The 23,409-nt window shown below is 35.8% G+C and carries 41 protein-coding genes, 1 tRNA gene and 1 pseudogene; 30 read left to right on the plus strand and 13 right to left on the minus strand.

Features of this window, described 5'->3' with window-relative positions:
• Positions 1 to 186: 186 nt before the first annotated feature.
• The 5 genes from I6L50_RS06780 to I6L50_RS06800 all read left to right on the plus strand — a co-directional run bounded on the left by I6L50_RS06780 (position 187) and on the right by I6L50_RS06800 (position 3,815).
• Complete coding sequence (locus tag I6L50_RS06780; RefSeq protein WP_001190080.1) at positions 187 to 645, plus strand: NUDIX hydrolase; 459 nt, start codon at positions 187 to 189, stop codon at positions 643 to 645.
• A gap of 20 nt (positions 646 to 665) precedes the next feature.
• Positions 666 to 1,547 carry an RNase adapter RapZ gene (rapZ, locus tag I6L50_RS06785; RefSeq protein ID WP_002016084.1) on the plus strand — a complete coding sequence of 294 codons (882 nt, stop codon included), beginning with the start codon at positions 666 to 668 and terminating at the stop codon, positions 1,545 to 1,547.
• Between the two features lie 3 nt (positions 1,548 to 1,550).
• The gene (locus I6L50_RS06790; RefSeq protein ID WP_113936267.1) at positions 1,551 to 2,504 is read left to right on the plus strand and encodes a gluconeogenesis factor YvcK family protein; all 954 of its coding nucleotides are present in this window, start codon (positions 1,551 to 1,553) and stop codon (positions 2,502 to 2,504) included.
• An 88-nt stretch (positions 2,505 to 2,592) separates the two neighbouring features.
• Positions 2,593 to 3,543: a DNA-binding protein WhiA gene (gene whiA / locus I6L50_RS06795; RefSeq protein ID WP_002016082.1), complete on the plus strand. Its 951-nt coding sequence runs from the start codon at positions 2,593 to 2,595 to the stop codon at positions 3,541 to 3,543.
• Between the two features lie 23 nt (positions 3,544 to 3,566).
• Positions 3,567 to 3,815: an HPr family phosphocarrier protein gene (locus I6L50_RS06800; RefSeq protein WP_002016081.1), complete on the plus strand. Its 249-nt coding sequence runs from the start codon at positions 3,567 to 3,569 to the stop codon at positions 3,813 to 3,815.
• Between the two features lie 242 nt (positions 3,816 to 4,057).
• On the opposite strand, the gene clpP is transcribed toward I6L50_RS06800, so the two are convergent.
• The 8 genes from clpP to I6L50_RS06840 form a co-directional block, all read right to left on the minus strand.
• The gene (gene clpP / locus I6L50_RS06805; protein ID WP_001049163.1) at positions 4,058 to 4,639 is read right to left on the minus strand and encodes an ATP-dependent Clp endopeptidase proteolytic subunit ClpP; all 582 of its coding nucleotides are present in this window, start codon (positions 4,637 to 4,639) and stop codon (positions 4,058 to 4,060) included.
• Positions 4,640 to 4,879: 240 nt separating this feature from the next.
• Positions 4,880 to 5,749 carry a DUF421 domain-containing protein gene (locus I6L50_RS06810; RefSeq protein ID WP_219300933.1) on the minus strand — a complete coding sequence of 290 codons (870 nt, stop codon included), beginning with the start codon at positions 5,747 to 5,749 and terminating at the stop codon, positions 4,880 to 4,882.
• A 20-nt stretch (positions 5,750 to 5,769) separates the two neighbouring features.
• On the minus strand, positions 5,770 to 5,976 hold the full coding sequence (locus I6L50_RS06815) for a DUF1657 domain-containing protein (RefSeq protein WP_002034728.1): 207 nt from the start codon (positions 5,974 to 5,976) through the stop codon (positions 5,770 to 5,772).
• A 9-nt stretch (positions 5,977 to 5,985) separates the two neighbouring features.
• Positions 5,986 to 6,336 (minus strand): stage V sporulation protein AE, encoded by a 351-nt coding sequence (gene spoVAE / locus I6L50_RS06820; RefSeq protein ID WP_000575919.1) that lies wholly within the window; start codon positions 6,334 to 6,336, stop codon positions 5,986 to 5,988.
• The gene (gene spoVAD / locus I6L50_RS06825) at positions 6,333 to 7,349 is read right to left on the minus strand and encodes a stage V sporulation protein AD (protein WP_002089557.1); all 1,017 of its coding nucleotides are present in this window, start codon (positions 7,347 to 7,349) and stop codon (positions 6,333 to 6,335) included. Before spoVAD ends, spoVAE begins: the two co-directional genes overlap by 4 nt.
• Positions 7,350 to 7,826 carry a stage V sporulation protein AC gene (gene spoVAC / locus I6L50_RS06830; RefSeq protein ID WP_002034730.1) on the minus strand — a complete coding sequence of 159 codons (477 nt, stop codon included), beginning with the start codon at positions 7,824 to 7,826 and terminating at the stop codon, positions 7,350 to 7,352. It lies immediately after the preceding gene.
• 28 nt (positions 7,827 to 7,854) lie between these two features.
• Positions 7,855 to 8,343 carry a YhcN/YlaJ family sporulation lipoprotein gene (locus tag I6L50_RS06835; protein WP_002016077.1) on the minus strand — a complete coding sequence of 163 codons (489 nt, stop codon included), beginning with the start codon at positions 8,341 to 8,343 and terminating at the stop codon, positions 7,855 to 7,857.
• A gap of 106 nt (positions 8,344 to 8,449) precedes the next feature.
• Complete coding sequence (locus I6L50_RS06840) at positions 8,450 to 8,656, minus strand: DUF1657 domain-containing protein (protein WP_000216167.1); 207 nt, start codon at positions 8,654 to 8,656, stop codon at positions 8,450 to 8,452.
• A gap of 203 nt (positions 8,657 to 8,859) precedes the next feature.
• On the opposite strand from I6L50_RS06840, the gene I6L50_RS06845 reads away from it, so the two are divergent.
• Positions 8,860 to 8,935, plus strand: a tRNA-Arg gene (locus I6L50_RS06845).
• Positions 8,936 to 9,069: 134 nt separating this feature from the next.
• On the opposite strand, the gene I6L50_RS06850 is transcribed toward I6L50_RS06845, so the two are convergent.
• From I6L50_RS06850 to I6L50_RS06860, 3 genes are read right to left on the minus strand one after another with little or no spacing between them, the layout of a single operon-like run.
• Positions 9,070 to 10,206 (minus strand): site-specific integrase, encoded by a 1,137-nt coding sequence (locus I6L50_RS06850; protein ID WP_219300934.1) that lies wholly within the window; start codon positions 10,204 to 10,206, stop codon positions 9,070 to 9,072.
• Positions 10,207 to 10,236: 30 nt separating this feature from the next.
• Positions 10,237 to 10,704 carry a hypothetical protein gene (locus I6L50_RS06855; RefSeq protein ID WP_219300935.1) on the minus strand — a complete coding sequence of 156 codons (468 nt, stop codon included), beginning with the start codon at positions 10,702 to 10,704 and terminating at the stop codon, positions 10,237 to 10,239.
• A gap of 10 nt (positions 10,705 to 10,714) precedes the next feature.
• Positions 10,715 to 11,107 (minus strand): helix-turn-helix domain-containing protein, encoded by a 393-nt coding sequence (locus I6L50_RS06860; RefSeq protein ID WP_219300936.1) that lies wholly within the window; start codon positions 11,105 to 11,107, stop codon positions 10,715 to 10,717.
• Between the two features lie 163 nt (positions 11,108 to 11,270).
• Here I6L50_RS06860 and I6L50_RS06865 point away from each other — a divergent pair, with 163 nt between their 5' ends.
• The 13 genes and pseudogenes from I6L50_RS06865 to I6L50_RS06925 all read left to right on the plus strand — a co-directional run bounded on the left by I6L50_RS06865 (position 11,271) and on the right by I6L50_RS06925 (position 15,998).
• Entirely contained in the window at positions 11,271 to 11,501 is a 231-nt protein-coding gene (locus I6L50_RS06865; protein WP_219300937.1) for a helix-turn-helix transcriptional regulator, read from the plus strand.
• A gap of 35 nt (positions 11,502 to 11,536) precedes the next feature.
• Positions 11,537 to 11,770 (plus strand): DUF771 domain-containing protein, encoded by a 234-nt coding sequence (locus I6L50_RS06870; RefSeq protein ID WP_219300938.1) that lies wholly within the window; start codon positions 11,537 to 11,539, stop codon positions 11,768 to 11,770.
• Positions 11,771 to 11,929: 159 nt separating this feature from the next.
• Entirely contained in the window at positions 11,930 to 12,085 is a 156-nt protein-coding gene (locus I6L50_RS06875) for a DUF6906 family protein (protein WP_219300939.1), read from the plus strand.
• Between the two features lie 16 nt (positions 12,086 to 12,101).
• A complete protein-coding gene (locus I6L50_RS06880) occupies positions 12,102 to 12,920 on the plus strand; it encodes an ORF6C domain-containing protein (protein ID WP_219300940.1) in 819 nt (272 codons plus the stop codon).
• Positions 12,921 to 12,931: 11 nt separating this feature from the next.
• Positions 12,932 to 13,123, plus strand: coding sequence for a hypothetical protein (locus tag I6L50_RS06885; RefSeq protein WP_219300941.1), 192 nt, complete (start codon positions 12,932 to 12,934; stop codon positions 13,121 to 13,123).
• 62 nt (positions 13,124 to 13,185) lie between these two features.
• Positions 13,186 to 13,350 carry a hypothetical protein gene (locus I6L50_RS06890; RefSeq protein WP_219300942.1) on the plus strand — a complete coding sequence of 55 codons (165 nt, stop codon included), beginning with the start codon at positions 13,186 to 13,188 and terminating at the stop codon, positions 13,348 to 13,350.
• A gap of 29 nt (positions 13,351 to 13,379) precedes the next feature.
• Positions 13,380 to 13,556: a hypothetical protein gene (locus tag I6L50_RS06895; RefSeq protein ID WP_219300943.1), complete on the plus strand. Its 177-nt coding sequence runs from the start codon at positions 13,380 to 13,382 to the stop codon at positions 13,554 to 13,556.
• Positions 13,557 to 13,560: 4 nt separating this feature from the next.
• Positions 13,561 to 14,277 carry a DnaD domain-containing protein gene (locus tag I6L50_RS06900; protein WP_219300944.1) on the plus strand — a complete coding sequence of 239 codons (717 nt, stop codon included), beginning with the start codon at positions 13,561 to 13,563 and terminating at the stop codon, positions 14,275 to 14,277.
• Complete coding sequence (locus I6L50_RS06905) at positions 14,216 to 15,091, plus strand: P-loop NTPase family protein (protein ID WP_219300945.1); 876 nt, start codon at positions 14,216 to 14,218, stop codon at positions 15,089 to 15,091. The genes I6L50_RS06900 and I6L50_RS06905 overlap by 62 nt, the downstream gene beginning before the upstream one ends.
• A gap of 15 nt (positions 15,092 to 15,106) precedes the next feature.
• Positions 15,107 to 15,301 (plus strand): annotated as a pseudogene (locus I6L50_RS06910) (hypothetical protein).
• A gap of 26 nt (positions 15,302 to 15,327) precedes the next feature.
• Positions 15,328 to 15,501 carry a DUF3954 domain-containing protein gene (locus tag I6L50_RS06915; protein WP_219300946.1) on the plus strand — a complete coding sequence of 58 codons (174 nt, stop codon included), beginning with the start codon at positions 15,328 to 15,330 and terminating at the stop codon, positions 15,499 to 15,501.
• Between the two features lie 14 nt (positions 15,502 to 15,515).
• Positions 15,516 to 15,770, plus strand: coding sequence for a hypothetical protein (locus tag I6L50_RS06920; RefSeq protein ID WP_219300947.1), 255 nt, complete (start codon positions 15,516 to 15,518; stop codon positions 15,768 to 15,770).
• Positions 15,771 to 15,785: 15 nt separating this feature from the next.
• Positions 15,786 to 15,998 carry a glyoxalase gene (locus tag I6L50_RS06925; RefSeq protein WP_214933492.1) on the plus strand — a complete coding sequence of 71 codons (213 nt, stop codon included), beginning with the start codon at positions 15,786 to 15,788 and terminating at the stop codon, positions 15,996 to 15,998.
• Between the two features lie 95 nt (positions 15,999 to 16,093).
• Here I6L50_RS06925 and I6L50_RS06930 read toward each other — a convergent pair whose 3' ends face one another.
• Entirely contained in the window at positions 16,094 to 16,288 is a 195-nt protein-coding gene (locus tag I6L50_RS06930) for a hypothetical protein (RefSeq protein ID WP_219300948.1), read from the minus strand.
• Positions 16,289 to 16,406: 118 nt separating this feature from the next.
• On the opposite strand from I6L50_RS06930, the gene I6L50_RS06935 reads away from it, so the two are divergent.
• Complete coding sequence (locus I6L50_RS06935) at positions 16,407 to 16,805, plus strand: beta-sandwich lipoprotein (RefSeq protein ID WP_219300949.1); 399 nt, start codon at positions 16,407 to 16,409, stop codon at positions 16,803 to 16,805.
• Between the two features lie 350 nt (positions 16,806 to 17,155).
• Here I6L50_RS06935 and I6L50_RS06940 read toward each other — a convergent pair whose 3' ends face one another.
• Complete coding sequence (locus tag I6L50_RS06940; RefSeq protein ID WP_219300950.1) at positions 17,156 to 18,385, minus strand: IS110 family RNA-guided transposase; 1,230 nt, start codon at positions 18,383 to 18,385, stop codon at positions 17,156 to 17,158.
• Between the two features lie 373 nt (positions 18,386 to 18,758).
• Here I6L50_RS06940 and I6L50_RS06945 point away from each other — a divergent pair, with 373 nt between their 5' ends.
• The 10 genes from I6L50_RS06945 to I6L50_RS06990 all read left to right on the plus strand — a co-directional run bounded on the left by I6L50_RS06945 (position 18,759) and on the right by I6L50_RS06990 (position 23,195).
• The gene (locus tag I6L50_RS06945; protein WP_219300951.1) at positions 18,759 to 18,968 is read left to right on the plus strand and encodes a hypothetical protein; all 210 of its coding nucleotides are present in this window, start codon (positions 18,759 to 18,761) and stop codon (positions 18,966 to 18,968) included.
• A gap of 28 nt (positions 18,969 to 18,996) precedes the next feature.
• Positions 18,997 to 19,395 carry a hypothetical protein gene (locus I6L50_RS06950; RefSeq protein ID WP_219300952.1) on the plus strand — a complete coding sequence of 133 codons (399 nt, stop codon included), beginning with the start codon at positions 18,997 to 18,999 and terminating at the stop codon, positions 19,393 to 19,395.
• A 193-nt stretch (positions 19,396 to 19,588) separates the two neighbouring features.
• Complete coding sequence (locus I6L50_RS06955; protein WP_219300953.1) at positions 19,589 to 19,909, plus strand: hypothetical protein; 321 nt, start codon at positions 19,589 to 19,591, stop codon at positions 19,907 to 19,909.
• A 458-nt stretch (positions 19,910 to 20,367) separates the two neighbouring features.
• Positions 20,368 to 20,853 carry a hypothetical protein gene (locus I6L50_RS06960; protein WP_219300954.1) on the plus strand — a complete coding sequence of 162 codons (486 nt, stop codon included), beginning with the start codon at positions 20,368 to 20,370 and terminating at the stop codon, positions 20,851 to 20,853.
• A 104-nt stretch (positions 20,854 to 20,957) separates the two neighbouring features.
• The gene (locus I6L50_RS06965) at positions 20,958 to 21,164 is read left to right on the plus strand and encodes a hypothetical protein (RefSeq protein WP_219300955.1); all 207 of its coding nucleotides are present in this window, start codon (positions 20,958 to 20,960) and stop codon (positions 21,162 to 21,164) included.
• Between the two features lie 164 nt (positions 21,165 to 21,328).
• Entirely contained in the window at positions 21,329 to 21,436 is a 108-nt protein-coding gene (locus I6L50_RS06970; RefSeq protein WP_257475354.1) for a DUF3983 domain-containing protein, read from the plus strand.
• Positions 21,437 to 21,549: 113 nt separating this feature from the next.
• A complete protein-coding gene (locus I6L50_RS06975) occupies positions 21,550 to 21,711 on the plus strand; it encodes a hypothetical protein (protein ID WP_219300956.1) in 162 nt (53 codons plus the stop codon).
• Positions 21,712 to 21,731: 20 nt separating this feature from the next.
• A complete protein-coding gene (locus I6L50_RS06980) occupies positions 21,732 to 22,202 on the plus strand; it encodes an ArpU family phage packaging/lysis transcriptional regulator (RefSeq protein WP_214931847.1) in 471 nt (156 codons plus the stop codon).
• Positions 22,199 to 22,741, plus strand: coding sequence for a tyrosine-type recombinase/integrase (locus I6L50_RS06985; RefSeq protein WP_219300957.1), 543 nt, complete (start codon positions 22,199 to 22,201; stop codon positions 22,739 to 22,741). Before I6L50_RS06980 ends, I6L50_RS06985 begins: the two co-directional genes overlap by 4 nt.
• Positions 22,742 to 22,940: 199 nt before the next feature.
• Positions 22,941 to 23,195: a hypothetical protein gene (locus tag I6L50_RS06990; protein ID WP_219300958.1), complete on the plus strand. Its 255-nt coding sequence runs from the start codon at positions 22,941 to 22,943 to the stop codon at positions 23,193 to 23,195.
• Positions 23,196 to 23,409: the final 214 nt, after the last annotated feature.

The raw sequence follows: 23,409 nt of genomic DNA on the forward strand, positions 1-23,409 counted from the left end.
GTTAAGGGGATTTTTATGTGCTATTCATGGGAAGTAAGGTATTTTGATTGCTTGTTATAGAAAGAATTTTTACAATTGCTTAGCGAAAGGGGACTGGCACCTTCGTTGTAGCAAACTGTTTTTGATAGTATAATGAAATGAGTATGCAGTGAGAAATTTTGCTGCAAGTAGCTGAGGTGAAGAAACATGCAAAGAGTGACAAACTGTGTGTTAATTAGAGATAATGAAGTACTCTTACTCCAAAAACCTCGCCGAAATTGGTGGGTTGCACCGGGCGGGAAAATGGAGCGTGGTGAGACAGTAAGAGATTCCGTTGTTCGCGAGTATCGTGAAGAAACAGGTATTTATTTAAAGAATCCAGCATTAAAAGGGGTCTTCACTTTTGTCATCCAAGAAGGTGATAAAGTTGTTTCTGAATGGATGATGTTCTCCTTTTTAGCAACAGATTTTGCAGGAGAAAACAAATTAGAGAGCGAAGAAGGCATCATTGGTTGGCATACATTTGATAAAATTGATGATTTAGCAATGGCACCAGGAGATTATCACATTATTGATTATTTAATTAAAGGGAATGGTATAATCTACGGTACATTTGTATATACCCCAGATTTTGAGTTGCTTTCATATCGATTAGATCCGAGTTAAACCTGCAAGGAGAGGATACGATGACAGAGAATAATGATATAAAAATGGTAATTATTACAGGGATGTCTGGAGCTGGAAAGACGGTAGCGTTACAAAGTTTCGAAGATTTAGGATATTTTTGTGTAGATAATTTACCACCGATGTTATTGCCGAAGTTTATTGAACTTATGGCAGATTCAAAAGGAAAAATGAATAAAGTGGCACTCGGTATTGATTTACGTGGCCGAGAGTTTTTTGAATATTTATGGGGAGCGCTTGATGATTTATCAGAACGTACATGGATTATTCCTCATATTTTATTTTTAGATGCGAAAGATAGCACACTTGTAACTCGTTATAAAGAAACGAGACGTTCGCATCCACTTGCGCCAACTGGCTTGCCGTTAAAGGGAATTGAAGCTGAGCGTGGTCTCTTAACTGATATGAAGGCACGAGCGAATATTGTGCTTGATACATCTGATTTGAAACCGAAAGAATTACGAGAAAAAATTGTTCACTTATTCTCAACAGAAACTGAGCAAGCATTTCGTGTAAATGTTATGTCATTTGGATTTAAGTACGGAATTCCAATTGATGCTGATTTAGTATTTGATGTTCGCTTTTTACCAAATCCATATTATATTCCACATATGAAGCCATTAACAGGACTGGATGAAGAAGTTTCGTCGTATGTGTTGAAATTTAATGAAACACATAAGTTTTTAGAGAAATTGACGGATCTTATCACTTTCATGCTGCCTCATTATAAAAGAGAAGGTAAGAGTCAACTTGTAATTGCGATTGGATGTACAGGTGGGCAACATCGTTCTGTTACGCTTACAGAGTACCTTGGGAAACATTTGAAACCAGAGTATAGCGTTCATGTATCTCATCGTGATGTGGAGAAGAGAAAGGGCCATTAGGGGATGAAAAAAGAGAGAAAACCTAAAATTGTTATCATGGGAGGTGGAACTGGACTTTCTGTTTTATTAAGGGGATTAAAACAATATCCTGTTGATATTACAGCAGTTGTAACAGTAGCCGACGATGGAGGCAGTTCAGGTAGACTACGTGATGAGCTAGAAATTCCACCTCCAGGTGATATTCGTAACGTACTTGTTGCGTTATCGGATGTAGAACCATTAGTGGAGGCTTTATTTCAGCACCGTTTTACAACTGGAGACGGACTGAAAGGGCATGCGTTAGGAAATTTATTGTTGGCAGGTATGACTTCGATTACAGGAGACTTTTACCACGCGATTACGGAAACGAGTAAAGTATTAAATGTCAGAGGACGTGTATTACCAGCAGCGAATCAAAGTGCGGTACTTCATGCAGAATTAGAAGATGGAGAAATTGTAACAGGTGAATCAAAGATTCCTCATTTCGGGAAGAAGATTAATCGTGTCTTTTTAACTCCAGAAGATGTAGAACCGTTATGTGAAACGTTGACGGAAATTAAACGAGCTGATTTGCTTGTTTTCGGTCCAGGAAGTCTGTACACAAGTATATTACCGAATTTAGTTGTTAACAAAATTGGAGACGCTGTTCTTGCTGCAAAAGCGAAGAAGGTATATGTATGTAATGTTATGACGCAAGCGGGCGAAACGAAGGGTTATACTGCGTTTGATCATGTGCAGGCGTTACATGATCATTTAGGTAAACCATTTATCGACACTGCGATTGTAAATAATCGTGATATTCCTCATGAATTACGTAAGTTATATGAGGAAGAGATGTCGGAACCAGTTGCACTGGATACAAATCGTTTTGCTGAACATAATATCGAAATCATTCAAGATAGATTAGCGAAATATGATGAGCGTGTTGTAAGGCATGATACATTAAAGTTAGCTTCTATTTTATATTCATTGTTATAAATGTGCGTTGCCTCGTTTGAGGTAACGCTCCTCATTCATATAGGACAAGATTTTTGTTCCAAAGTAATAGTATAAGGAGGTGTTGACTGTGTCATTTGCATCAGAAACAAAGAAAGAGTTGACCAACCTTGAAATGAAGGAATGCTGTGAGAAATCGGAATTATCGGCGTTGCTTCGAATGAACGGATCGCTTTCTTTTTCAAACCGTCGCCTATCTATCGATATTCAAACGGAAAATGCAGCAATTGCAAGAAGGATTTATACGCTTTTGAAAAAAGGATATGATGTGACGGTAGAATTACTTGTTCGTAAAAAAATGCGATTGAAGAAAAATAATGTATATATCGTGCGGCTTGTTGAGAAGTCTCGCGAAATATTAGCAGATCTTCACATTGTTCGAGATGACTTTTCGTTTATTCGAAATATATCGCAGGAATTAATCGAGAAGAAATGTTGTAAACGATCGTATTTACGCGGTGCATTTTTAGCAGGTGGTTCAGTAAATAACCCAGAAACATCATCTTATCATTTAGAGATCTTTTCGTTATATAAGGAACATAATGATTCTATATGTGAACTGATGAACGGATTTGATTTAAATAGTAAGACGTTGGAAAGAAGAAAAGGGTACATTACGTATTTGAAAGAAGCTGAAAAAATTACAGAGTTTTTAAATATTATAGGTGCTCATAATGCACTTTTAAGATTTGAAGATATTCGAATTGTTCGCGATATGCGTAATTCAGTAAATCGTTTAGTTAACTGCGAAACAGCTAATTTAAATAAAACAATTGGTGCAGCGCTAAGGCAAATTGAGAACATCCGCTATATTGATGAGACGGTTGGGCTTGATATTTTGCCAGATAAATTAAGAGAAATTGCACAGTTACGAAGAGATTATCAAGATGTAACATTGAAAGAGTTAGGTGAGATGGTATCCGGGGGGAAAATTAGTAAATCGGGTATTAATCATCGTTTGCGTAAAATCGATGAAATTGCAGAGAAATTACGCGCGGGGGAAACAGTAGCAAAAAAATAAAAGGTTAAAGGGGAAATGGAGCTGTGGTTCAAAAACTGGTTAAAGTGGCATTAAAAAACGGCTTACAAGCACGTCCGGCTGCGTTGTTTGTACAAGAGGCAAATCGCTTTCATGCGGATATCTTCATCGAGAAAGATGGAAAGACAGTGAATGCAAAGAGCATAATGGGGATTATGAGCTTAGCAATCGGAACTGGTAGCATGATTACAATCACAACAGAAGGTTCAGATGCAGAAGAGGCTTTGGAAGCATTAACTGCATATGTACAATAAAGGGTTATCGCGAATGTGCGATAGCTTTTTTTATTTTTCTGTTTGTGGGGTGCGGGTATGTGATACCCTTGTACATAATAAAAAAAGCGCCCTGTAATAGGGCGCTTCCGCTTTTAGATGTATCCAGCTCCGGCGGCTAGAATCTCCGGTCGTTTCGCCTTTACATTCGAGGCAAAAAGCGCCTCGGATGTAAAGGCTCCAACGCCCTGCGATTCTGAACGAGCCGCCTCTGCTTTTAGTTATTAACGATTTGTAAAGATCTTATCGATTAAGCCGTATTCTAGAGCTCTTTCTGCTGTCATGAAGTTGTCGCGGTCTGTGTCGCGTTGTAGAACTTCAAGTGGTTGACCTGTGCGGTCAGCAAGAATTTGGTTTAATTTTTCACGTAAGAATAGGATACGTTTTGCAGCGATTTCGATTTCAGTCGCTTGACCTTGTGCTCCGCCAAGTGGTTGGTGAATCATAACTTCACTGTTTGGAAGTGCGTAACGTTTTCCCTTTTCACCTGCTGCAAGTAAGAATGCACCCATAGATGCAGCCATACCGATACAGATTGTTGATACTTGTGGTTTAATAAACTGCATTGTATCGTAAATTGCCATACCAGCTGTGATAGAACCACCAGGGCTGTTGATGTAAATGTGAATATCTTTTTCTGGATCTTGAGATTCCAAGAATAAAAGCTGGGAAACGATTGAGTTTGCTACGTTGTCATCAATTGCGCTACCAAGCATAATGATGCGATCCTTTAATAGTCGAGAGTAAATATCGTAAGCGCGTTCTCCACGATTTGTTTGTTCAATTACTGTAGGAATTAAATTCATCTGTTATTTCCTCCTTTAAAAGCTTTCTTAGTCTTATAATACAATTATGGTCAATGAAGGTCAAACGAAACCACTTTAAATCAAAAAATATGTAGTTGTATCATGATTTATTCGCTATGTTTTTAAAATTCCCTGCTTATGTATCTTCAACATCATAACCGAATTACATAAATTTAAACGTGATTAATGGTGTGGAAAAGGCAAAAGAACGCCTTTTGTATAGAAGCGTTCTTTCATTTTTTATTCTTTTAACAGATAGGTTACTTTATTTAAGATTTTCTCGATTTGTTTTGCGTTTTTACTGTACATATCACTCGCTGATTTTGATTTCGTTTCTAAAGAGAATAATTCAAGATCCGCATTGCATTTCTTTAAGGATGCAAATAATAAAGGCTTGTTTTGAGGAGAAGGCATTTGGAGTTTATCATTATAGATGTCGATAGTAAGTTGTCCGTATGAATCAACTTGACCAAGAAAGACATTTTCAATGACAACACCGAGTTTTTCTAGCTCAGAATGTAACCAAGCACGATTATGTCCGCTAGCAGAAAGAGGTTCATCTAGTACATTTCCATCCATAATAACAGTTTGCGGTTCTTTTTCGTTTGGCACTTTTAAGCTGATATCTTTTGCTGTAAGTGGTTGGCGATCTTTCTTTAATAATACATTTAATTCACCGCTCGGTTCTAGTACAGCAAATTCAACATCAGCTACGCTGAACGCATTTTTTCCTCTGAGAAGCTCAAGTAATTCATCACTTGTATACTTTTCTTTCTTTAAGTTATCTTCAAGTATTTTTCCATCTTTTATTAATACGGTAGATTTTCCTTCAAAAAAATCTCGAGCTGTTTTGTTCTTTAAAGAGAGGATTCCTGTGAAAAAAGGTACCACAGCGAAAATGAGTATCGCAAAGACGCCGTGGAAAAATTTTGAATCGAGCCCTGTAGATACTTGGGCAGCGATGTCACCGATTGTCATTCCGGCTATGTATTCAAAAAAGGAGAGCTGAGAGATTTGTCTTTTTCCTAACCATTTCGTAATAGCGAATAAAATAATTAATATGAATACAGAGCGAAGAATGACAAGTGTCCATTCCGGCAGGTGAGACATAGTCATTTCCTCCAGTCTACTTAAAACCCTTTATATTGAGGTTCTTCACGTTCTAATACTGAAACTCTATTCTGTAAATCGGTGATGATGCTGTCCATTTCTAACATACATTCATGAAATACACGTTTTGATTCTGCGTCCTGTGAATTTAGTGAAAGGGAGCTTAAACTTGCTTGAGCGCCCCTTACACTGGCAAGGCAGGTTTTAACGCTAGCGATAACTGTCATACGAACACCTTATCCTTTCGGTTTGAATAGCAATGCTCCAATGAAGCCGAAAATAATGGCAGCTGATACACCAGCACTCGTTACTTTAAACATGCCGGTAATAACGCCGACGATGCCATGTTTGGCTGCTTCCTCCATCGCGCCATGAACGAGGGCATTACCGAAACTTGTAATAGGTACAGTTGCGCCAGCGCCTGCAAAGTCGATTAATGGTTCATACAGATTGAATCCATCTAATATAGCCCCAGCAACAACGAGTGTTGCCATCGTATGAGCGGGGGTTAGTTTGCCGACATCAAACATAAGCTGTCCGATTACGCATATGAGTCCACCAATGACGAAAGCCCAGAAAAAAATCATTGCGTTGCACCTCCAAATTCAATCGAAACAGCGTGAGCGATACACGGAATCGTTTCTTCTTGTTGGAATGTAAGTGGAGATAGTAAAGCGCCTGTCGCAACGACAAGTATTTTTTTGAATTCTCCTCTTTTCATTCGGTTTAATAAATGTCCGTATACGACTGTTGCTGAACAGCCTGGACCACTTCCACCAGCTATGACAGGTTGACCTTCTCTATAAATGATGATTCCGCAATCTTGAAATTGCTCGCTCTTTACCTTTGTTCCATGTTTATGTAGTAGGTCGTAAGCAATTTCGCGACCGACATGTCCAAGGTCACCTGTTACGATTAAGTCGTAATAAGAGGCGTCAATTTGTCGTTCGCGTAAATGAGCTTCAATCGTATCGACAGCAGCTGGGGCCATCGCGCCACCCATATTAAAAGGATCTGTTAGTCCCATATCAATAACTCGTCCAATGGTGGCCGATGTTACTTGTGGACCATATCCAGTGTCGCTTAAAATAGCCGCGCCTGCACCGGTCACTGTCCACTGAGCCGTAGGAGGTTTTTGACCACCATATTCAGTTGGATAGCGGAATTGTTTTTCTACCGCAGCGTTATGACTTGATGCCCCAGTTAATAAATACTTTGCACCTTTTGCATTCACGATACTTGCGCCGAGTGCTAAGCCTTCCATAGAGGTAGAACAGGCGCCGAATAAACCGAGATAAGGTGTTCCGAGTGTGCGGCATGCAAAGCTCGTTGGAGTTATTTGGTTAATTAAATCCCCTGCGAGTACGAATTGAATATCGTCTTTACGGAGCTGCGCCTTTTCGGTAGCGCGGCTACAAGCTTCTTCAAATAAAATTTTATGCGCCTTTTCGTAAGAATCTTGTCCGAGCCATAAATCTTCATGCAGGGTATCGAAGTCTTCAGGGATTTTTCCATTTGCCTCAAATGGGCCGCCGACTACACCTGTTGAGATGATAACTGGTTTGTTTTCGAATACCCATGTTCGGTGTCCTTGTAACATTTACAGCCCTCCCCATTGAAAGAGAATTGTTTTAATAAGAGCGATGACAAAAGCTGAAAATACGCCAAATAAGATGACCGATCCTGCTAGTTTAAACATGTTACCACCAACGCCGAGAACGAATCCTTCTGTCCGGTGTTCAATACATGCGGCAATAACAGAGTTACCAAATCCAGTAACGGGAACTGCGGTACCAGCACCAGCAAATTGCCCAAGGCGATCGTAGACGCCAAATCCCGTCAGTAGCATGGAGATAAAAATAAGAGTTGCAACAGTAGGGTTCCCGGCAGAGCGTTCAGTGAAATCAAAATAGGTAATATAAAAGGTGGAAATCAGTTGACCTATTAGACAAATTAATCCCCCGACGAAAAAAGCTTTTATACAATTTTTTAAAACGGGGCGCTTCGGTTCGCGCTGTTGTTCGAATTTTTTATATTCTTGTTGCACAGGTGTTAAATTTTTATCTTTACTAGACATTTGAATCCTTCCTTCTCTTTTAGAAAACTTAAATATTAGATCCCATTTCTGATTGAATGAGTTTCAATTGATCTTTAATGCCATCCTTGCTTATTTTCTTGTTCTTAATTTTGTTTTCAAGTTCTTCTATGAGCATAAAAATCTTTTTGTCTGTACTTACACGAATATCGAAAGTAGGGTTTTCATCACTTAGCTTCTTTTTTAATTTACTTCGTAAAGGTTTTAAACCAAATCTTTCGTGATGTTCAGGTTTGATGGCTATGTAAAGATCTAAATTTGTATTAACTGCGGTAGCTTCTATAATCCCCTCCATAGCAAGAGCTTTTTTCTTAGCGTCTTGCGATATAGATTGATTAAAGGATTCTGTACTCATTTTTGTTAATTTAGGGCCCTTTTTCTCATCTGCCCGCTTAGCTTCTTCTTTCTTTACTTTTTTATCTAACGGGCTATTATCACATCCGGTAAGTGAACCGAATAGGAGCATAAATAACGCGGTTATGATTCCAAGTTTTCGCATTATAATCATTCCATTTCTATTGCAGTATGTAATGTGAGAGAAAAAGGATGATTGCATATCATCCTTTTCTCAAATTGTGTACCATTAGATGAAATGGCACTTTTGGTTATTGCTGTGTGTATTGTGGTTCTTCTTGCTGGACTTCTTCAACACGCGGGTTTAAAGAATCGATAATTGTTTGTGTTTGCTGCGCAGCTGTTTGGAAAAGTTGCTTTGCTTGTTGGTTATCCGTATCAAGAGCGAATCCCTCTAAGCTAGCTTGTGCACTTTTTAATCCAGAAACAGTTTGCTTTAGTTTTGTAATTACAGTCATTGAATGAAGCCCCCTTTGGAATATCAATTCAAAGATTATAATTTGTGAGTTGGGGTGAATTTATGATTGGAAAATTTAGGAGAAGGATGTGTTTTATAGGCTCCTAGCTAAGGTATATAAAGGATTAAGGCGATATTTTTATTGATTTAGATGGATTTTATTGCTATTATTATGAGAAGAAAATGAAGTGTTTTTATAATCATGCGCCCATAGCTCAGTCGGATAGAGCGGTGGTTTCCGGTACCACGTCTGCCGGGGGTTCGAATCCCTCTGGGCGCGCTCTTAGATTTTTAAATAATTACATGCTTGTTCTTAAAACCTTGATATAATTGGATTTGTATAATTTTGTAGGAACTATCTATTGCAAATAAACTTATACGTTTAGAAAATATTTTGCACGTTTTTTGCACGAGTTATATAACTGATTGAAACAAATTCAACATAGTTTGATCGACGATTCTAGATTCCTTTTGTTCCATTTCGTCTAAGACGTGTGAATATGTTTGTAGTGTAATTACAATATCTTTATGTCCAAGTCTTCTTGAAATATATTTTATATTAACACCATTGTATAAAAGTATAGATGCATGTGTATGGCGCAATGAATGACATGTTATTAGTTTAATATTGCATCTTGCGCAAATCTTTTTAAGAACTTTGTTTACAGCGTTATTTGTTACGATTTCCATTTGATTATTAATAAAACACAAGTTTTTAGTATTTCTTAAACCCGTTTTCAAAGCATGTTCTTTTTGATGTTTTTGCAAATTATTTAACATATTAACTGTTTCTTTATCAATTGTTATTGTACGAACAGATTGATAATTTTTAGTGTTACCAAAATCATTCTTATCACGATAATCCCATGTCTTATTGATTGTAATTGTTCTTTCTTCTAAGTCTACACAGTCCCATGTCATCCCCATTATTTCACCAAATCTTGCTCCAGTGACTATGGCAAAAAGAATTATATATCTTGAAATGTATTGTGGCGTCAAATTTGTACGTAATTCATCCACTATTTTTTTCATCTCTTCTTGATTGATAAACTTTAATTCTTCTGATTTTGTCTCATTTTCTCCGTGTATAATAGCTTTGTAAGTAGGATCTCTATGCAAAATTCCATCTTCAATTGCATATTTTATGCATGCTTTAACACAGTTATGTTTTTTCTTGACGGTCATTTTAGCACGTTTTTTAGATAGTTCATTTAAAAAGTTTTGATATAAAACTCTATTTAAGTCTTTCATACGGACACCAATAAAATGTTCTTCGACTAGTTTTACGGATTGTAAAAGGTTTTTTTCATGCGATAAACTATGTTTTCCTTTTTTATATACTTCAAACCATTCCCTCATATATTCGGAGAATAGTTTATCTTCTGCATTTAAATTGTGTCCACGACTTATTTTTTTTTCTAATTCACTTGCTGCAATTGCTGCTTCTTTCTTGGTTGAAAATCCACCCTGTGTTTTTGTTTTGTATTTATCCCCATCTTTATAAGAAACTCGATATCTCCAACCCGTCGCTCTTTTTTCAAAGCTTGCCAAGTTATTCTCCTCCATTCAAAATATAATTCATTAGAACTTTTGAATGTTTATATGTGTATCTGTTAAGAAATGAACCAGATAATTTTTATGATAAAAAGATACTCCTTTTGTCATTCGGATATATTCAAATGCATCTATAATGCAAGATGTTGTAACTTCAAGCTCATCTGCTATATCCCAAGGTGTTTGAATTCCTTTTTCATAGCAAAGTATTAAATTATTAATTGTAACTATTCGAAGGCAACCTATTTTTCTTGCTCGTAATTCTTGTTGACAATCGGTAATAGTTTCTTGCCTAACTATATTACCGACACCTGTCTCGTAGTGTGCTATTTCTTCACTAACTGTTACATATTTTTCTGCAATAGTTTGATTAAGGTTATTATTGATATATATTTCATTACCAACACAAAGCCCACTTAACCTATTAGGCATTTCATTATTAAAGTTGAAAGTTATTTCTGGATATTGTGCTATAAGTGTTTCCAACTTGTTCATATCAATGCTCCTATTTTCTTTTACTTTTAACGAAATCAATAAAGTCCATTACCTCTTGTAGTTCTTTTTCGCTTAGATTATCATCCATGTGAGCTGCAATTACCATATGGGGATCATCCTCTGTTTCCTGAACCTTATTTATAGTAATAAATCCTAATATATCATCATCAGTAATTGTTTCCCCATTTTCCAGCTTTTCAGCTATCGTAAAGAAGCTTTGAGGACTTACCTTTAATGCCTTTGCGTAATTTTGTATATCTAATTCATCAAGTGTGCTATTTCTATTTTCATGACCAGAGATAGTACTTTGTTTATAACCAGTAATTTTTTCTAATTCTTTTTGAGTCATCCTTCTGTATTTACGCAAATATTTGATCGCTGGACCTAGAATATTTTTTTTCAATTTCAAGTAACCTCCATCCATTGATACGATAAGGATAGTATACTCCAAAATAACGTGTGATACAATAAAAATATTGCGTATCGTAATATTACTTTTTATATCGCTTGAATAATATCGAGTTATGCGATATTATTTGACCATCGGATAATTCGGAGGTGACAGAATGACTGTTAAAGAAGAAATTAGAAAAAAATATTTAAAACCAAAACGAATTTTAAAAAGAGAAAGAATGGCACGTGATATTACGATTGCAGATATGGCAATTGCATTGGGGATTAACAGAGATGCATATTCTGCTAAGGAAAAAGGGAAATTTTCATTTTCTGATTATGAGATGCATGTTATTAAAAAAAAATTAGGTTTACCAATTGAGTATCTTTTTTTTATAGATTAATATCGAGTATCTCAATATTTTTAGGGGGATTCTAAGTGGAAAAAGAAAAAACATGGTGGGAAATGAAAGATTTAAAAAAGGCCACTGGATATAGCTATGGTTGGTTAACACAAAATATCCTTTACAAACCTTGTTATAAAAAAATATTGGATATTAATAACGGTGGATTTGTTTATTATCCAGAGTCTAGAGGGAAAAAATGGTTGTTTATAGCTGATAGAATGCAAGAGTTTCTTGAAAAGTATTTTAATCAAATTGTGAGTAGATAAAAGTAAGTTAACTTACATATACCCATTAAGCCAAAGAATATTAAGGAGAGTGAAAATCATGAATGGAGTATTATCCGCAAGTAAATCAATGAAGGTATCTTAAGTATGTCGGGATACGAAATAAACCGTCAGATTGGTACTTGAAGGGAGAGAAGTTAAATGAAAAACGGTAAAAATCCAACTAAAAGAGAGAGAATTTATATTAAGTCATATGATTTAAACCCTGATAACTGGTTAATCTTCAAAAAAGTAAGTAACGAATTACATCTAGTACATCGTTATACAAATACAACTAAAGTAATTCCAAATCTATAGATAGGAGGAAAACAAAGTGGATAAATTAACGGTAGCAAACGAACTACATATTTTAGGGAAGCGAAATATTGCAGGACATGAATTCACTGGAATCGAGGGTGGATTTGGTGAAAGTAAGAAAGCAATGTTAGTAAAAGAAATTGCTGAAATTCATGAGAAAGAAGTTAAACATATTAATCTAAGGATTAATGAAAACCGGTCAAGATTTATAGATGGTATTGATATCGTTGATTTAAAAGTGAGTCCGTTTGGCGGACCGAGTTTAGAACAACTCGGATTTACAAAGCAATCGATTGCTAATTCGAAAAACATCTACCTCTTATCCGAACGAGGATACGCAAAACTACTAAAAATCCTTGAAGATGATACAGCATGGGAATTATATGATCAATTTGTGGATGGGTATTTCAATATGAGAGAACAGAAACAACTACCTAATGATCCAATGAGCATCTTAAAACTTACATTTGATGCGCTAGAAGGACAAAAGCAAGAAATTCAGCATATTAAATCAGATGTAGAAGATTTGCGAGATAATGTACCACTATTTGCTGTTGAGTGTGATGAAGTTTCTAATGCAGTGAAACGTTATGGCGTTGTATTGCTTGGTGGTAAAAATTCTAATGCTTATCAAAATCGTGGGTTGAGGTCGAAAGTGTATAAGGATATTTACAGACAGCTATATAGACAATTTGGTGTAAGTAGCCATAAGGCAATTAAACGCGGTCACTTGGAGTTAGCATCAAAAATCGTTGAAGAATATACATTGCCAATTGTATTAAGTGAAGAAATTAATTTTGTGAATTCACAAATAAATATGGCAGAAGTCCAGTAGGAGGAACGAAAATGCAAGAACAAAAATATTTAGTTATTCATCATAATGGTTTTGGTGCTGCTAATGTTTATGAATTCGAAACAGCAGATGGGGTAAAAGAAAAGGTAACACAGTTAATTGAGAATGGAGAAAGCCCTGGTTCTATTCGTATCACTAAAGAGATTCCAGTAGACATTAAAGTTAAAGTAGCTGTGGAATTTTAATCAACCCCCAACTTACTAACATTTTATCCACAATATTCACATTGAAAACGAGGAGGGACAAAATGGAAGATACAACATCATTAGTCATATTCGCAATGTTAATCGCATGCGGCTCATGGTTGTTTTACGTTACTTACGAACCAATAAAACAATGGGCTTGGAGTGACGTAAAACAAAATAAAAAGACCCATGGCAGTGGGTCCTTTAAGAAAAAGAATTTATTGTAAGTATACCACGGAAATTAGGGGAATAGTACATGGATTTAATTGTATATCAAGTGCTATTACCTAATAAGTTCTGGGACTTATCAAAAAACAAAGATGAATTAAAACAAATGATTGAACAGTATTTTAGTGTTGGTTATCCGCATTATGAAATTCAAAGCATTATCAAAAGTGGACAAGCATATGTGGCAGTTTGTACGAGGAGGTAAATAAATGGCAACATTTAGAGTTAGTAAAAGTAAAAATTATACAACCATTAATAATACAGGTCTTCGTGATGAACGTTTAAGTTGGAAATCCAAAGGTATATTGGCTTACATTTTATCATTACCAGATGATTGGGTGTTTTATATGGAGGAAATATCTACTCATGCGAAAGATGGAATCGATAGTTTAAGGGTAGGAATGAAAGAATTAAAAAAATTCGGTTATGTTAGACGGTTTCCAGTAAAAAATGAAAAGGGAAAGATAACTAATTGGGAGACGATTATTTATGAAGTCCCACAAGTGGAAAATCCACAAGTGGAAGTTCCATTTATGGAAAATCCAACACTACTAAATACTAAAGAACTAAGTACTAATAAACAAAATACTAATATACAAAGTAGTAGTAGTATCTTCTCATTCTACGAAAATAATTTCGGTATTTTAAATTCATTCATAGCCGAAAGTATTACCCAATGGGCAAACGATACAAGTGAAGAACTTGTCCAAGCGGCTATGGAACGTGCGTTGAAACAACAGAAGAAATGGAATTATGCTGAAGGCATTTTAAAACAGTGGGTTAATAAAAACATTCGTACTTTAGCTGATGTTAATGCAGCAGAAATAGAGTTTAAAAACAAAGGTAAAAAAGGAGCGAATAGAAATGGCAACACCAATGAAAAAACTGGCGGAATCCCTGGAATCGAAGGTGACTTACCATTCTGATCAATGTATGAATCATTCTTATGAAATAGGCGGACAAAAAATCATTAAGCCTGTTCAAATGATTGAATGTAAAGAACAAGTTGTTTGTCCTAGATGTGTAGTTGAACAAAACAACAAAGTTTTAGAAGAACAGGCTAATGCTCACTATAAAAAGATTGATCGCTTGCAGAAATTTAACATGTTGGAAAAGGCAAGCGTTATTACAAATAAGAAAATACCTCTTTCAAGATTATCTGATTACAGAATCGGGTGTGATGAAACGATTAGTCATAAGAAAGCTGTAGAAGAAACTTTGGAGGAGTTAAAGAACGGAGAAATTAGAAAAGTTGTATTTACAGGAAATCAAGGGACGGCAAAAAGTTTCCTAGCATACAGCATGCTTCATGAATTAAACCAGTATTTTTGGGATATCAGTCAGGAAGAAGAAAACTATCACCTTATGAAAAGTTGTTTATATGTGGAATTAGAAGCAATAACAAGGATGATTATGGATTCTTTCGATGATAAGAGTAGCAAATATACACTTCAATACTTTGTTCAATTAATTGGACAAGCTGATTTTGTTGTATTAGATGATCTTGGTGCGGAAAGTGGTTCAACAGATTCAAATAGACAAGCTTCAGATTTCATACAGCGTCTATTATATGCGGTATCAAACGGTAGACAAGGAATGAGCACATTTACTACGACAAACTTTACTGGAAAACAACTTTTTAATAAATACGATGCTAAAACAGTTAGTCGTTTATTAGGTGATTCAAAGGTATTGAAATTTACAACAGCTGATCAAAGGCTTGCAAACTTAGGTTTTTAATAAGGAGGAATAAGCATGTGTGCATTATGTCGTGATACAGGAATTATACGTACAGAAACATATTCAGGCTTAATTCAAACGAACGGTTGTAATTGTGAGGTGGCAAAATAACAGCAAGAAGGAAATGATAAGCGTTGGAAAGCGTACTTAATTAAATTTGAGTCAATGAAACAAGAGTTACAACGGAATCGACAACAAAAAGCTAGCTAACAAGAGAAACGGGGGATTTCAATCATATGAAGCTTACAAAAATCGAGATTGATACTACTGATAATAAAATTTATGTAGTCAAAAATGGTGAGGTTACTCCGCTGAATCCTCCAGCAACAGGATTTGGGGAACAAATAATTACTTGGCAAAGCGGTAAGGTTGACCGAGTATCAACAACGTATACAGAAAAAATTAAATAACTGGGGATGCGATTATGAAGCAATTAACAATTGATGATGTGATAGGTAGTTTCTGCTACAACGCCATAAGCACCAGTGAAAAGTTTTTGAATCCAAGCTTTGAAGTGCATTTTTACGATAAAGAGGAACGACAAAAGATGGATTGTTTTGATGCTAAGACAGAAAACGAAGCTTGGAATGCAGCGGTAGAAGAGCACGGGGTGGGTATTCAGAAGATTAAGATAACTTGTTCGAACCGTACCAGATCTGAATTTCTGGCACTGGATTAGGAGGGAATGGAGAAAATGCAAAAGGAAATTGAAGAATATATCAATCATTTAAAACAGTCAGCAGTAGAAAACAGAAAGGAATCAGACAAAGCGTATGAAAATGGTGATTTAGGTTTATCAGGATACTTACGTGGGCATTGGATTGCGAATGAAGGAATAGCAATTGCGTTAGAGACTATCTTAAATCAACACAGGGAGAAAAAGGCGAGTTCAGATTTACTAAAGTAAGACCAAATTAAATTTTTATAAAAAAGGAGGCGAGAGGATGAATAAAAATAAAAAATCCTCACAAGTTGCTGGTACAACAAATGAGGACAAAAAAATTAAAGGGATTGCGATTGAGTTATCCACTCGTGATATTCAGCCAGCAAGTACAAAGAGAAATTGGCTGAAAAAGTTACTAAAAAATCTCTTTCGTCAGTAACCTTGTTAGCTTGTTCTTCAGAAAGAGCGATAATTTCTTTTAATTTCTCTTGTGTAATGACTTCATTACGGAAGTGTTCAAAATCTTTTACCATTCCCATCACCTCCTCTCTATGAAGAATTATATCAGGGTTTAGTCGAGAAGATAGTCAAAACTGTGTTGATGTAAAGTAAGACCAAATTTGAATTTTATTAAGAAATGGGGAGCGGAAAATGAAAAAGAAAATAATTGCAGGTTTAATGTCTATTATGGCAATAACGGGTTTAGCAGGTTGTAGTACAGAAGCAGATACAGTTTCACAAAATTTATCTAAATCGGCTGATTCATTTGAGGTTCAACGAAGAGTAGTGTTCTTCAATGGTATAACTGATAAATACCTTTTAAGTATTGAGGGATTATGCGCTTTAGACGCTGGTGATGGGAAGAAGATAACTGTAACTTGCAAGACTGGTGATGGTAAATATAAGAAACATTACCTTGGATTAAGTGATAATGTGAGTTACTTCATTGAACAAACAGATGCTAAGTACGAAGATGTATACCATTACAAAGTACTGTTTAGACCGGAAGAAATTATTCCAGATATTAAGTTGCAGACAAGCAATAAATAAACTACTTTTATGAGTTTGTATGATGAAGTTTTGAAGAGTAAAACTAAACAAAAGCGTTATTTGAATAGAAAATGGCAGGTAATTGACTAGGTTACCTGCCATGCTCTAAAACAACCCGAAGGAGTGAGCATCTGTTTGAAAGATTACCGCCGTGGGGAGTCGGCTTACGGGTAGTATTTGTAATGTAAAAAAGATTATTCGTAAAGACCTGCGGTAGTATGTCAACTGAAAAATAATATCTTTTGAAGTTATCAAAGGACAAATTGCTTAAAAAAGACATCACAAAACTAGACCAGTAATGTATGTAAAATACTGGAATCTATTGAAAGGTAGCGATGGCAAGTTTTATGTCACACGTTCACACACCTTTCAGGCGTAAAGAGTTGGTGATTACGTAGTAGCGCATCCACCAATCGCACAAATTTTCTTGCGGTTAGAACGAGTGCACGTTTGTGTTGATGTTTTGGTACTTCATTATACTTTTTTGCGTAATATTCTTGGTATTCCAATACATGCTTCCTTACAGAGTTGGCGGCTTCAACTAAGTAATACCGCAAGTAATGATTCCCATTACGAGATAATGAAGTATTTTCAGCGGTGAACCGACCAGACTGATAGGTACGCCAATATAACCCGGCATATTTGGCGATTTTGGTTTCATCGTCAAATCTTTCGATTTGGCCAATTTCAGCAATAATGCCAGCGGCATATATAGGTCCAATTCCAGGAATGGATTCTAATGTTTGCGTTAATCCAGCCATGATCCGCTTAATAGATTTTTCTAGTTCTTTAATTTGTCTTTGATAGGTACGAATGATTTCAATTGACGTTCCTAAAAGAATATCGATTGAGTCTTCTACCACCTTATCTAAACGATACGACGTGCGAACAGCCTTTTGAATGGTTGATGCTACACATTTCGGGTCACCAAATCGGTTTCTACTCTTTTCTTGTAGGAACTCAGCGAGTTCCTCTAAAGGCATGTCAGCTAGCTCTTCTAGACTGAATTTTTCAAGAAACAATTCCATCATGGCGTTACCAAATATAGAAGAATCGACTTCTTGTGAGAACGTATTACATTTATAACTTAGATGTTGTAGAAAATGTTGCTTCTCCTTTGTCAACATTCTAACGAGTTGATAACGAGATCTTGTTAATTGCTGCAATGCCACGTATTGACTCTCTTTCACGATGGACATTTGATTCCGTCCAAACCGTAGGTAATCAGCGATGACAAAGGCATCAATTTCGTCAGTCTTATTCATATCTGAATAACTTTTCTTGAAGTTTGCGACCTGTTTTGGATTTAGAAGAAATACCTTTGTTCCAAATCTTTTTAAGTCTTCATCATGGTGGAGAAACATAGATGGATGAAAACTATAAACAGATGTAGATTCTAAGCCGATTTTTAAAGTTTCAACCTCTTGATTGGTTGTACACTGTAATAATCGTTCTTTCAGAACCTGTGCACCTGGTAAGTCATTACTAACTGAAAAAGAATCTAGTTTTTCTCCTTCACCATTTAAAAAACAAACTTTCATATCAAACGAACTTACATCTAGACCAACAAATAATCTCACGTAAGAGACCTCCTTTCGATTTAGAATCATTGCTTGGACGTCTCGAGATATCTCTAGTGTGTACGCCGACCAACAACCTCGTGTATAAGAGCTAGTCCTGAATCGAAAGCCGCCCTCTAGAGCTACTAACATCTAGGTTCGAGGGTCAGGCTGCTCAGCCTGCGAGTAGGGAGCCCCGCGCGTTCACTGAGAAATACTCTTTTCGTGTGGTAAATCCACAGGGGAATGCAGAATTGTCCCAAATGATCCTAAGACCATTATCTAGAAATATCTTGAGACGTCCAAGTATTTTCTTTATTACAGGACTCTTATTAAAGAGAAAAAACTAAGCCTGAGATAGGGCTTAAATATTAATATACGAGGGGAATATGAGATGAAAAAGCTAAATGATCTTGAGTTTATACAAAACGGAATGGTGTTAGTGGATGTCGAGGGGCGAGAAGCCACGATTACAGGTATTAGGGAAATCGAGGGTTTTGGCACATGGGTGAAATTCAACGGAGATAAACTTCAAGAGGTTATGTTCGATTGGAATCGTGTGCGTGATGATGTATTGGTGAAGGATGGAACTTATACAAATTAAACAAAATTCTTATTTGGAGGGAAAAGGAATGGAAATCAAGGTGAACGAGCAAACTCAACGTTTTTATCTAGCATTTGATGAATGGGTACCTGCAGTTGGTCATGAAATTAAAGTGGGACAATATCATTTTTGTGCAATTCCATTAAGTGACTCTATTAATGTTTCAGAAGTAACGTCAGGTGTGAAGGCTATAAGTATCCCTCTAAATTTAAAGGTTGGGATGTTAACAAGCACTAAGGAAGATACAATGAGGTTTTTAGAAAAAGTTGGTGAGCATTTAAAACTAATTATGGAAGAACGAGGCAATTTTGATGAGCTACTCAAAAAACAGAAAAAAATAGCTTTCGAACGTTTAGGCGAGATGCCACCAATTGAAAATGTTGATACGGATTGGATATTTGAGGAGGAAAGCGAAGTTGTACATTAATTAATACAAAATCTTTATTTGGAAATGAATAAAGAACATACAAAATGTATGCTCTTTTAATGAGATGACAGCCCACAATGCCCAAATTGTAAGCTTAGTACATGTGTACTTACATTAATATATACATTTTCCCGTGAAGGGTGAAAAAGAAATGTTGAACAAAATCGTTATTTGAGTAGAGAGGTGGAGCAAGATGATAAAAGTGATTCAAGCAGATAATTTCGATGAACAGTTAATTCGCTACAATAAGCTGATGGAAGAGAATGAGGATTACAAGAAAGCTACAAAGGACCTTACATTCCCTGTTGGGAAAAAGTTGGAGCTATGTATCGAAGTAACAGATGAGTTTTATAGTCATAATTTACAAAACTTGTTGAGAGGTAATTTGGAGGGTGCTGAATTACTCGGATTTAAGGTGAACGAGATTGTTTTGTATCCAGAAGCGCGGAAGAAAAGTGAAGTGAAACACATCTTAAATAAAGTAATCCAAGATATTGATAACTATAGATTGTAATAATAACGCCATTTTAGTAGAAGACACTTAAAAAGGACCTGATATTGGGGTACAGGTCCTTTTAATGAAGACACTAAACAAATAGGGAATTACCAATAGATTACCATAATAGATTGTTAATTTCCAGTTGTTGAGTGTTGAGAAAGATTTTTATAAAAACTTCATTTTGCACAACAAAACAGCTAGCGTAATTAGCTAACTGCTTGTTGTACAAAAGAAATTAGGCCCTACAAGTTAGTATGCGTAACTTTAAGTTACAGTTATAGTGTAAACCAGATTGGAAATGTTATGCGGGAGTGAAAGCAATAAAAATTTCATTTTGTAGAAAAGAAGAATTATATATTGTATTGGATAAGTTTGTGGCGTACGTAAAGTAAGATTAGTTGAGGAATAATAGGATAAATGATACAAGCTCTTGGTATACTACAGAAAAGCTATATGAGCGAGGAGTGTGCATCATGAATCCAAGAGAAAAGAGAATTCGTATTTTAGATTTGCAAGATCAGTATTGTCAAAGGTGTGAATATCGAAAAAAGCCCCTTACAGATTGTATCCAGTGTTGTGAGATTGGACAAGAAGTGGATGGATTAGTGAGAGGACTGGTTCAGGAAGAGCGAAGATGGAGTATGCATACGCGAGAAGAATGGGATGATATCTGTCGCCAAGCGGCAGCTTTATATGAACAGGGGATAGGGTCTACGATGATAGCTAAAAAGATGGGGTGTTCTATTAGCACTTTGCGTGATCAACTAAAAAAAAGGGAATTGTGGAGAGGAAAGACGCAAGCAGAGATACAGGAACGCAGTCGGGAAAAATGGGATTATTGGTGCCGAAAGGCTCTGGGATTAAGAGAGCAGGGGTTAAGTTATGAGGAAATATCCGTACATCTTGGGGTGTCAGTGTCTAATCTCAGGTGTCAAATGCGTAAGCGGGAATGTCGTTGATAGTAGATAACAAGCAGTTAGCAAAAGCTAACTGCTCAGGTTAAGAAATGGGTTATCTACAGTATTGACGGAATATCGAATTTTATGCAGGAAGGTAGAGGGAAATGAGAGCAAGACGATATGAATATTTTGTTACCTATAATTGGCAAGGTAATTCGGGGAGTGGTTCTGGCCATACAACATTAATATTCACTAAAAAGATTAACAAAAGGTTGTTAGAAGAATCGGTAGAATTTCTGAAAAAGAAAAATAAATTTAAAGGTATTACCATACAAAACTACAAATTGATGCGAGAAATGCGTGCTTTATAAAATAATCCTTTGATGGGGAAAAGGGCTTTAAAAAACAAGGACAATTCACGTTTAGATTATTTTTGAATGTAATAAGGTATCAAAAGTATTAAAATGCTCCAAAATGGACGTGAGAGACATTTAAATGAAAGGGATGAGGGGAGTGGCAAGTGTAAAAAAAGAAATTGAAAAAAGCAATTGCGCGTCGTTCGAAAATTATAAAAGGTGCTGAGAAAGAAAGAGTCGAAAAGGCTTGGAGAAATATTTTTTTGAAGGCTGGTATTGTGAAGTGAAAAGAAATTGAATAGGGTCCGGCTAGAAAACTAGAGGACACCAATTTTTAGAACAGTAATCAAGCTGTTTTAAGAAATGGTGCCCTCTTTATTTTTGAAAGGGATGTGGGGAAATGAAGGTACTAAGAGATCAATTACGTGAATGGGAAAAACAAACTAAACAAGCAAAGAAGAAAAAACAAAAAGAGAAATTTAGCACTCGTGAAATTGAAGAGTTAATGGGAGTTCGTGGACCACGTTACGAAAGAAAACGTGGAGCTTTAAGACAAAAATAATAACAATGGAGGAATGTAATATGGATAAACAATTAACATTTAAAATGCCTGTTTTAGATGAAGAAGAGACAAAAAATGAAGTTGAAAAAGTATTTGAGGAGTATCGTATGTATTTATCTAAAATGCCAAGTGATATTCTACCTAAAGTAACCGCATCATATTCAATTGTTCCTCCATCTGTAACGAATGAATTCAATAGTTCTACAGAAAATATAGCGATTGAAAGGTTGCAATATGAAATGGCCAGAGAGAAATGTATGAATTGGGTTCATAGAGCTGTTAACAGGTTGCCAAAAAGAGAAAGAAAAATCATATATATGTATTATATGGAGGAAGAGAAGGGGTACGATCCAGACATAATGGATGAAGTGAAATTAGGTAGAACCACGTATTATAAGGTGAAAGGAAAAGCTTTATTACGTTTAGCTTTCAGTTTGCGAAAAGAAGTATTTAAACAAAATACGCAAACTGAAGAGGTAGAAATAGTATGAATCTTGTTCAACCGATAAGAGACAAGGAAATGATTAAAGAATTAAAAGAATATTTTAAGGAACAGAAGGAGCGCAATTATATTCTGTTCCTTCTGGGAATTAATACGGGATTACGCATTTCAGATATCTTACGTTTGCGAGTTCGCGATGTAGAAGGATGGAGTATATTTATTCGTGAAAAGAAAACCAAAAAGGTGAAAGAGGTAAAGATGCCTTCTGATTTAAAGAAAGCATTGAGGGAATATGCGAAAGGGAAACCTAAGAACGAGTTTCTTATTAAAAGTAGAAATGGTAAGAATAAACCTATTACTAGATCAATGGCATATGTAATTTTGAATCAAGCGGCCCTAAAATTCGGACTAGAACGAATTGGGACCCATTCACTAAGGAAGACATATGGATATCATCACTACAAACAATTTAAAGATGTAGTTGTTTTGCAACGAATGTTAAATCATACGGATCAAAAAGAAACATTAAGATATATAGGGATTGAACAAGATACATTAAATGATTATCAAAAGAAATTTAAAATCTAAACACTTCTTTTTGTAGCTATTTTTGAATTAGCTACAAAAGAAAAGTGTCAAATTCATTTGTAAGAAGTATAGAAAAGCTTGATAGCTCTAAGGGGAAACGAGATGGTCTAATTCAACACAATCTAGATTATAGCTAATTCATTTTCAAAGATTAAGGACCATATCTAATCAAAACTATGCGAAAAGAGGCTGAAAAGCGATGATAAAAAGTACAAGAAGTATAGATGGATTAAATGGCGGTTCAGTAATGTATGATGAAGTGGAGCAGAATCTACGAGAGACGTTGGGAAGTTGCGCTGAAGCAAGACAAACATTTTTTTCTCCAATTATTAATGGTGCAGGGGATGACATTCAATTAATAGGAGGTATTGATTTTAGCTCTGGTGAAGATTGGTCATCTAAGGTTAGAGTAAGAAACCCGAGACTGTTAAATAAAGAGAAAAATAGAAAATAAAAAACGCGAACTATTCGCGGACAATTTGCGAACTATTTACGGACACGTTTTGGTTTTTAACATGTTATATTTGTATTGTGAGAAGTGGCGGAAAACACAACTCACTATGTTGTTTCTAAATTTCTAAACGGTTCGTAATGACGGCACATAAAATCCGAAACCAGCAGATGGTACTGATTGAATGATACCGTTATTGAGGAGAGCTTTTGCTCTT

The sequence above is a fragment of the Bacillus sp. FDAARGOS_1420 genome (genome assembly GCF_019344915.1).
Classification (GTDB): Bacteria; Bacillota; Bacilli; order Bacillales; family Bacillaceae_G; genus Bacillus_A; species Bacillus_A mycoides.

Excerpts from the sequence above, each read along its gene's own strand:
- I6L50_RS06990 (WP_219300958.1), top strand. The coding sequence starts at position 22,941 with ATGATAAAAAGTACAAGAAGTATAGATGGATTAAATGGCGGTTCAGTA.
- I6L50_RS06875 (WP_219300939.1), top strand. The coding sequence starts at position 11,930 with ATGAAAAACGGTAAAAATCCAACTAAAAGAGAGAGAATTTATATTAAG.
- I6L50_RS06945 (WP_219300951.1), top strand. The coding sequence starts at position 18,759 with ATGAAAAAGCTAAATGATCTTGAGTTTATACAAAACGGAATGGTGTTA.
- I6L50_RS06935 (WP_219300949.1), top strand. The coding sequence starts at position 16,407 with ATGAAAAAGAAAATAATTGCAGGTTTAATGTCTATTATGGCAATAACG.
- I6L50_RS06890 (WP_219300942.1), top strand. The coding sequence starts at position 13,186 with ATGGAAGATACAACATCATTAGTCATATTCGCAATGTTAATCGCATGC.
- I6L50_RS06885 (WP_219300941.1), top strand. The coding sequence starts at position 12,932 with ATGCAAGAACAAAAATATTTAGTTATTCATCATAATGGTTTTGGTGCT.
- I6L50_RS06855 (WP_219300935.1), bottom strand. The coding sequence starts at position 10,704 with ATGAACAAGTTGGAAACACTTATAGCACAATATCCAGAAATAACTTTC.
- clpP (WP_001049163.1), bottom strand. The coding sequence starts at position 4,639 with ATGAATTTAATTCCTACAGTAATTGAACAAACAAATCGTGGAGAACGC.
- I6L50_RS06960 (WP_219300954.1), top strand. The coding sequence starts at position 20,368 with ATGAATCCAAGAGAAAAGAGAATTCGTATTTTAGATTTGCAAGATCAG.
- spoVAC (WP_002034730.1), bottom strand. The coding sequence starts at position 7,826 with ATGTCTAGTAAAGATAAAAATTTAACACCTGTGCAACAAGAATATAAA.
- I6L50_RS06915 (WP_219300946.1), top strand. The coding sequence starts at position 15,328 with ATGAAGCTTACAAAAATCGAGATTGATACTACTGATAATAAAATTTAT.
- I6L50_RS06975 (WP_219300956.1), top strand. The coding sequence starts at position 21,550 with ATGAAGGTACTAAGAGATCAATTACGTGAATGGGAAAAACAAACTAAA.
- I6L50_RS06810 (WP_219300933.1), bottom strand. The coding sequence starts at position 5,749 with ATGTCTCACCTGCCGGAATGGACACTTGTCATTCTTCGCTCTGTATTC.
- I6L50_RS06930 (WP_219300948.1), bottom strand. The coding sequence starts at position 16,288 with ATGGTAAAAGATTTTGAACACTTCCGTAATGAAGTCATTACACAAGAG.
- rapZ (WP_002016084.1), top strand. The coding sequence starts at position 666 with ATGACAGAGAATAATGATATAAAAATGGTAATTATTACAGGGATGTCT.
- I6L50_RS06905 (WP_219300945.1), top strand. The coding sequence starts at position 14,216 with ATGGCAACACCAATGAAAAAACTGGCGGAATCCCTGGAATCGAAGGTG.
- I6L50_RS06790 (WP_113936267.1), top strand. The coding sequence starts at position 1,551 with ATGAAAAAAGAGAGAAAACCTAAAATTGTTATCATGGGAGGTGGAACT.
- I6L50_RS06835 (WP_002016077.1), bottom strand. The coding sequence starts at position 8,343 with ATGCGAAAACTTGGAATCATAACCGCGTTATTTATGCTCCTATTCGGT.
- I6L50_RS06780 (WP_001190080.1), top strand. The coding sequence starts at position 187 with ATGCAAAGAGTGACAAACTGTGTGTTAATTAGAGATAATGAAGTACTC.
- I6L50_RS06895 (WP_219300943.1), top strand. The coding sequence starts at position 13,380 with ATGGATTTAATTGTATATCAAGTGCTATTACCTAATAAGTTCTGGGAC.
- I6L50_RS06980 (WP_214931847.1), top strand. The coding sequence starts at position 21,732 with ATGGATAAACAATTAACATTTAAAATGCCTGTTTTAGATGAAGAAGAG.
- I6L50_RS06925 (WP_214933492.1), top strand. The coding sequence starts at position 15,786 with ATGCAAAAGGAAATTGAAGAATATATCAATCATTTAAAACAGTCAGCA.
- spoVAE (WP_000575919.1), bottom strand. The coding sequence starts at position 6,336 with ATGATTTTTTTCTGGGCTTTCGTCATTGGTGGACTCATATGCGTAATC.
- I6L50_RS06965 (WP_219300955.1), top strand. The coding sequence starts at position 20,958 with ATGAGAGCAAGACGATATGAATATTTTGTTACCTATAATTGGCAAGGT.
- I6L50_RS06815 (WP_002034728.1), bottom strand. The coding sequence starts at position 5,976 with ATGACAGTTATCGCTAGCGTTAAAACCTGCCTTGCCAGTGTAAGGGGC.
- spoVAD (WP_002089557.1), bottom strand. The coding sequence starts at position 7,349 with ATGTTACAAGGACACCGAACATGGGTATTCGAAAACAAACCAGTTATC.
- I6L50_RS06950 (WP_219300952.1), top strand. The coding sequence starts at position 18,997 with ATGGAAATCAAGGTGAACGAGCAAACTCAACGTTTTTATCTAGCATTT.
- I6L50_RS06900 (WP_219300944.1), top strand. The coding sequence starts at position 13,561 with ATGGCAACATTTAGAGTTAGTAAAAGTAAAAATTATACAACCATTAAT.
- I6L50_RS06920 (WP_219300947.1), top strand. The coding sequence starts at position 15,516 with ATGAAGCAATTAACAATTGATGATGTGATAGGTAGTTTCTGCTACAAC.
- I6L50_RS06840 (WP_000216167.1), bottom strand. The coding sequence starts at position 8,656 with ATGACTGTAATTACAAAACTAAAGCAAACTGTTTCTGGATTAAAAAGT.
- I6L50_RS06865 (WP_219300937.1), top strand. The coding sequence starts at position 11,271 with ATGACTGTTAAAGAAGAAATTAGAAAAAAATATTTAAAACCAAAACGA.
- I6L50_RS06985 (WP_219300957.1), top strand. The coding sequence starts at position 22,199 with ATGAATCTTGTTCAACCGATAAGAGACAAGGAAATGATTAAAGAATTA.
- I6L50_RS06955 (WP_219300953.1), top strand. The coding sequence starts at position 19,589 with ATGATAAAAGTGATTCAAGCAGATAATTTCGATGAACAGTTAATTCGC.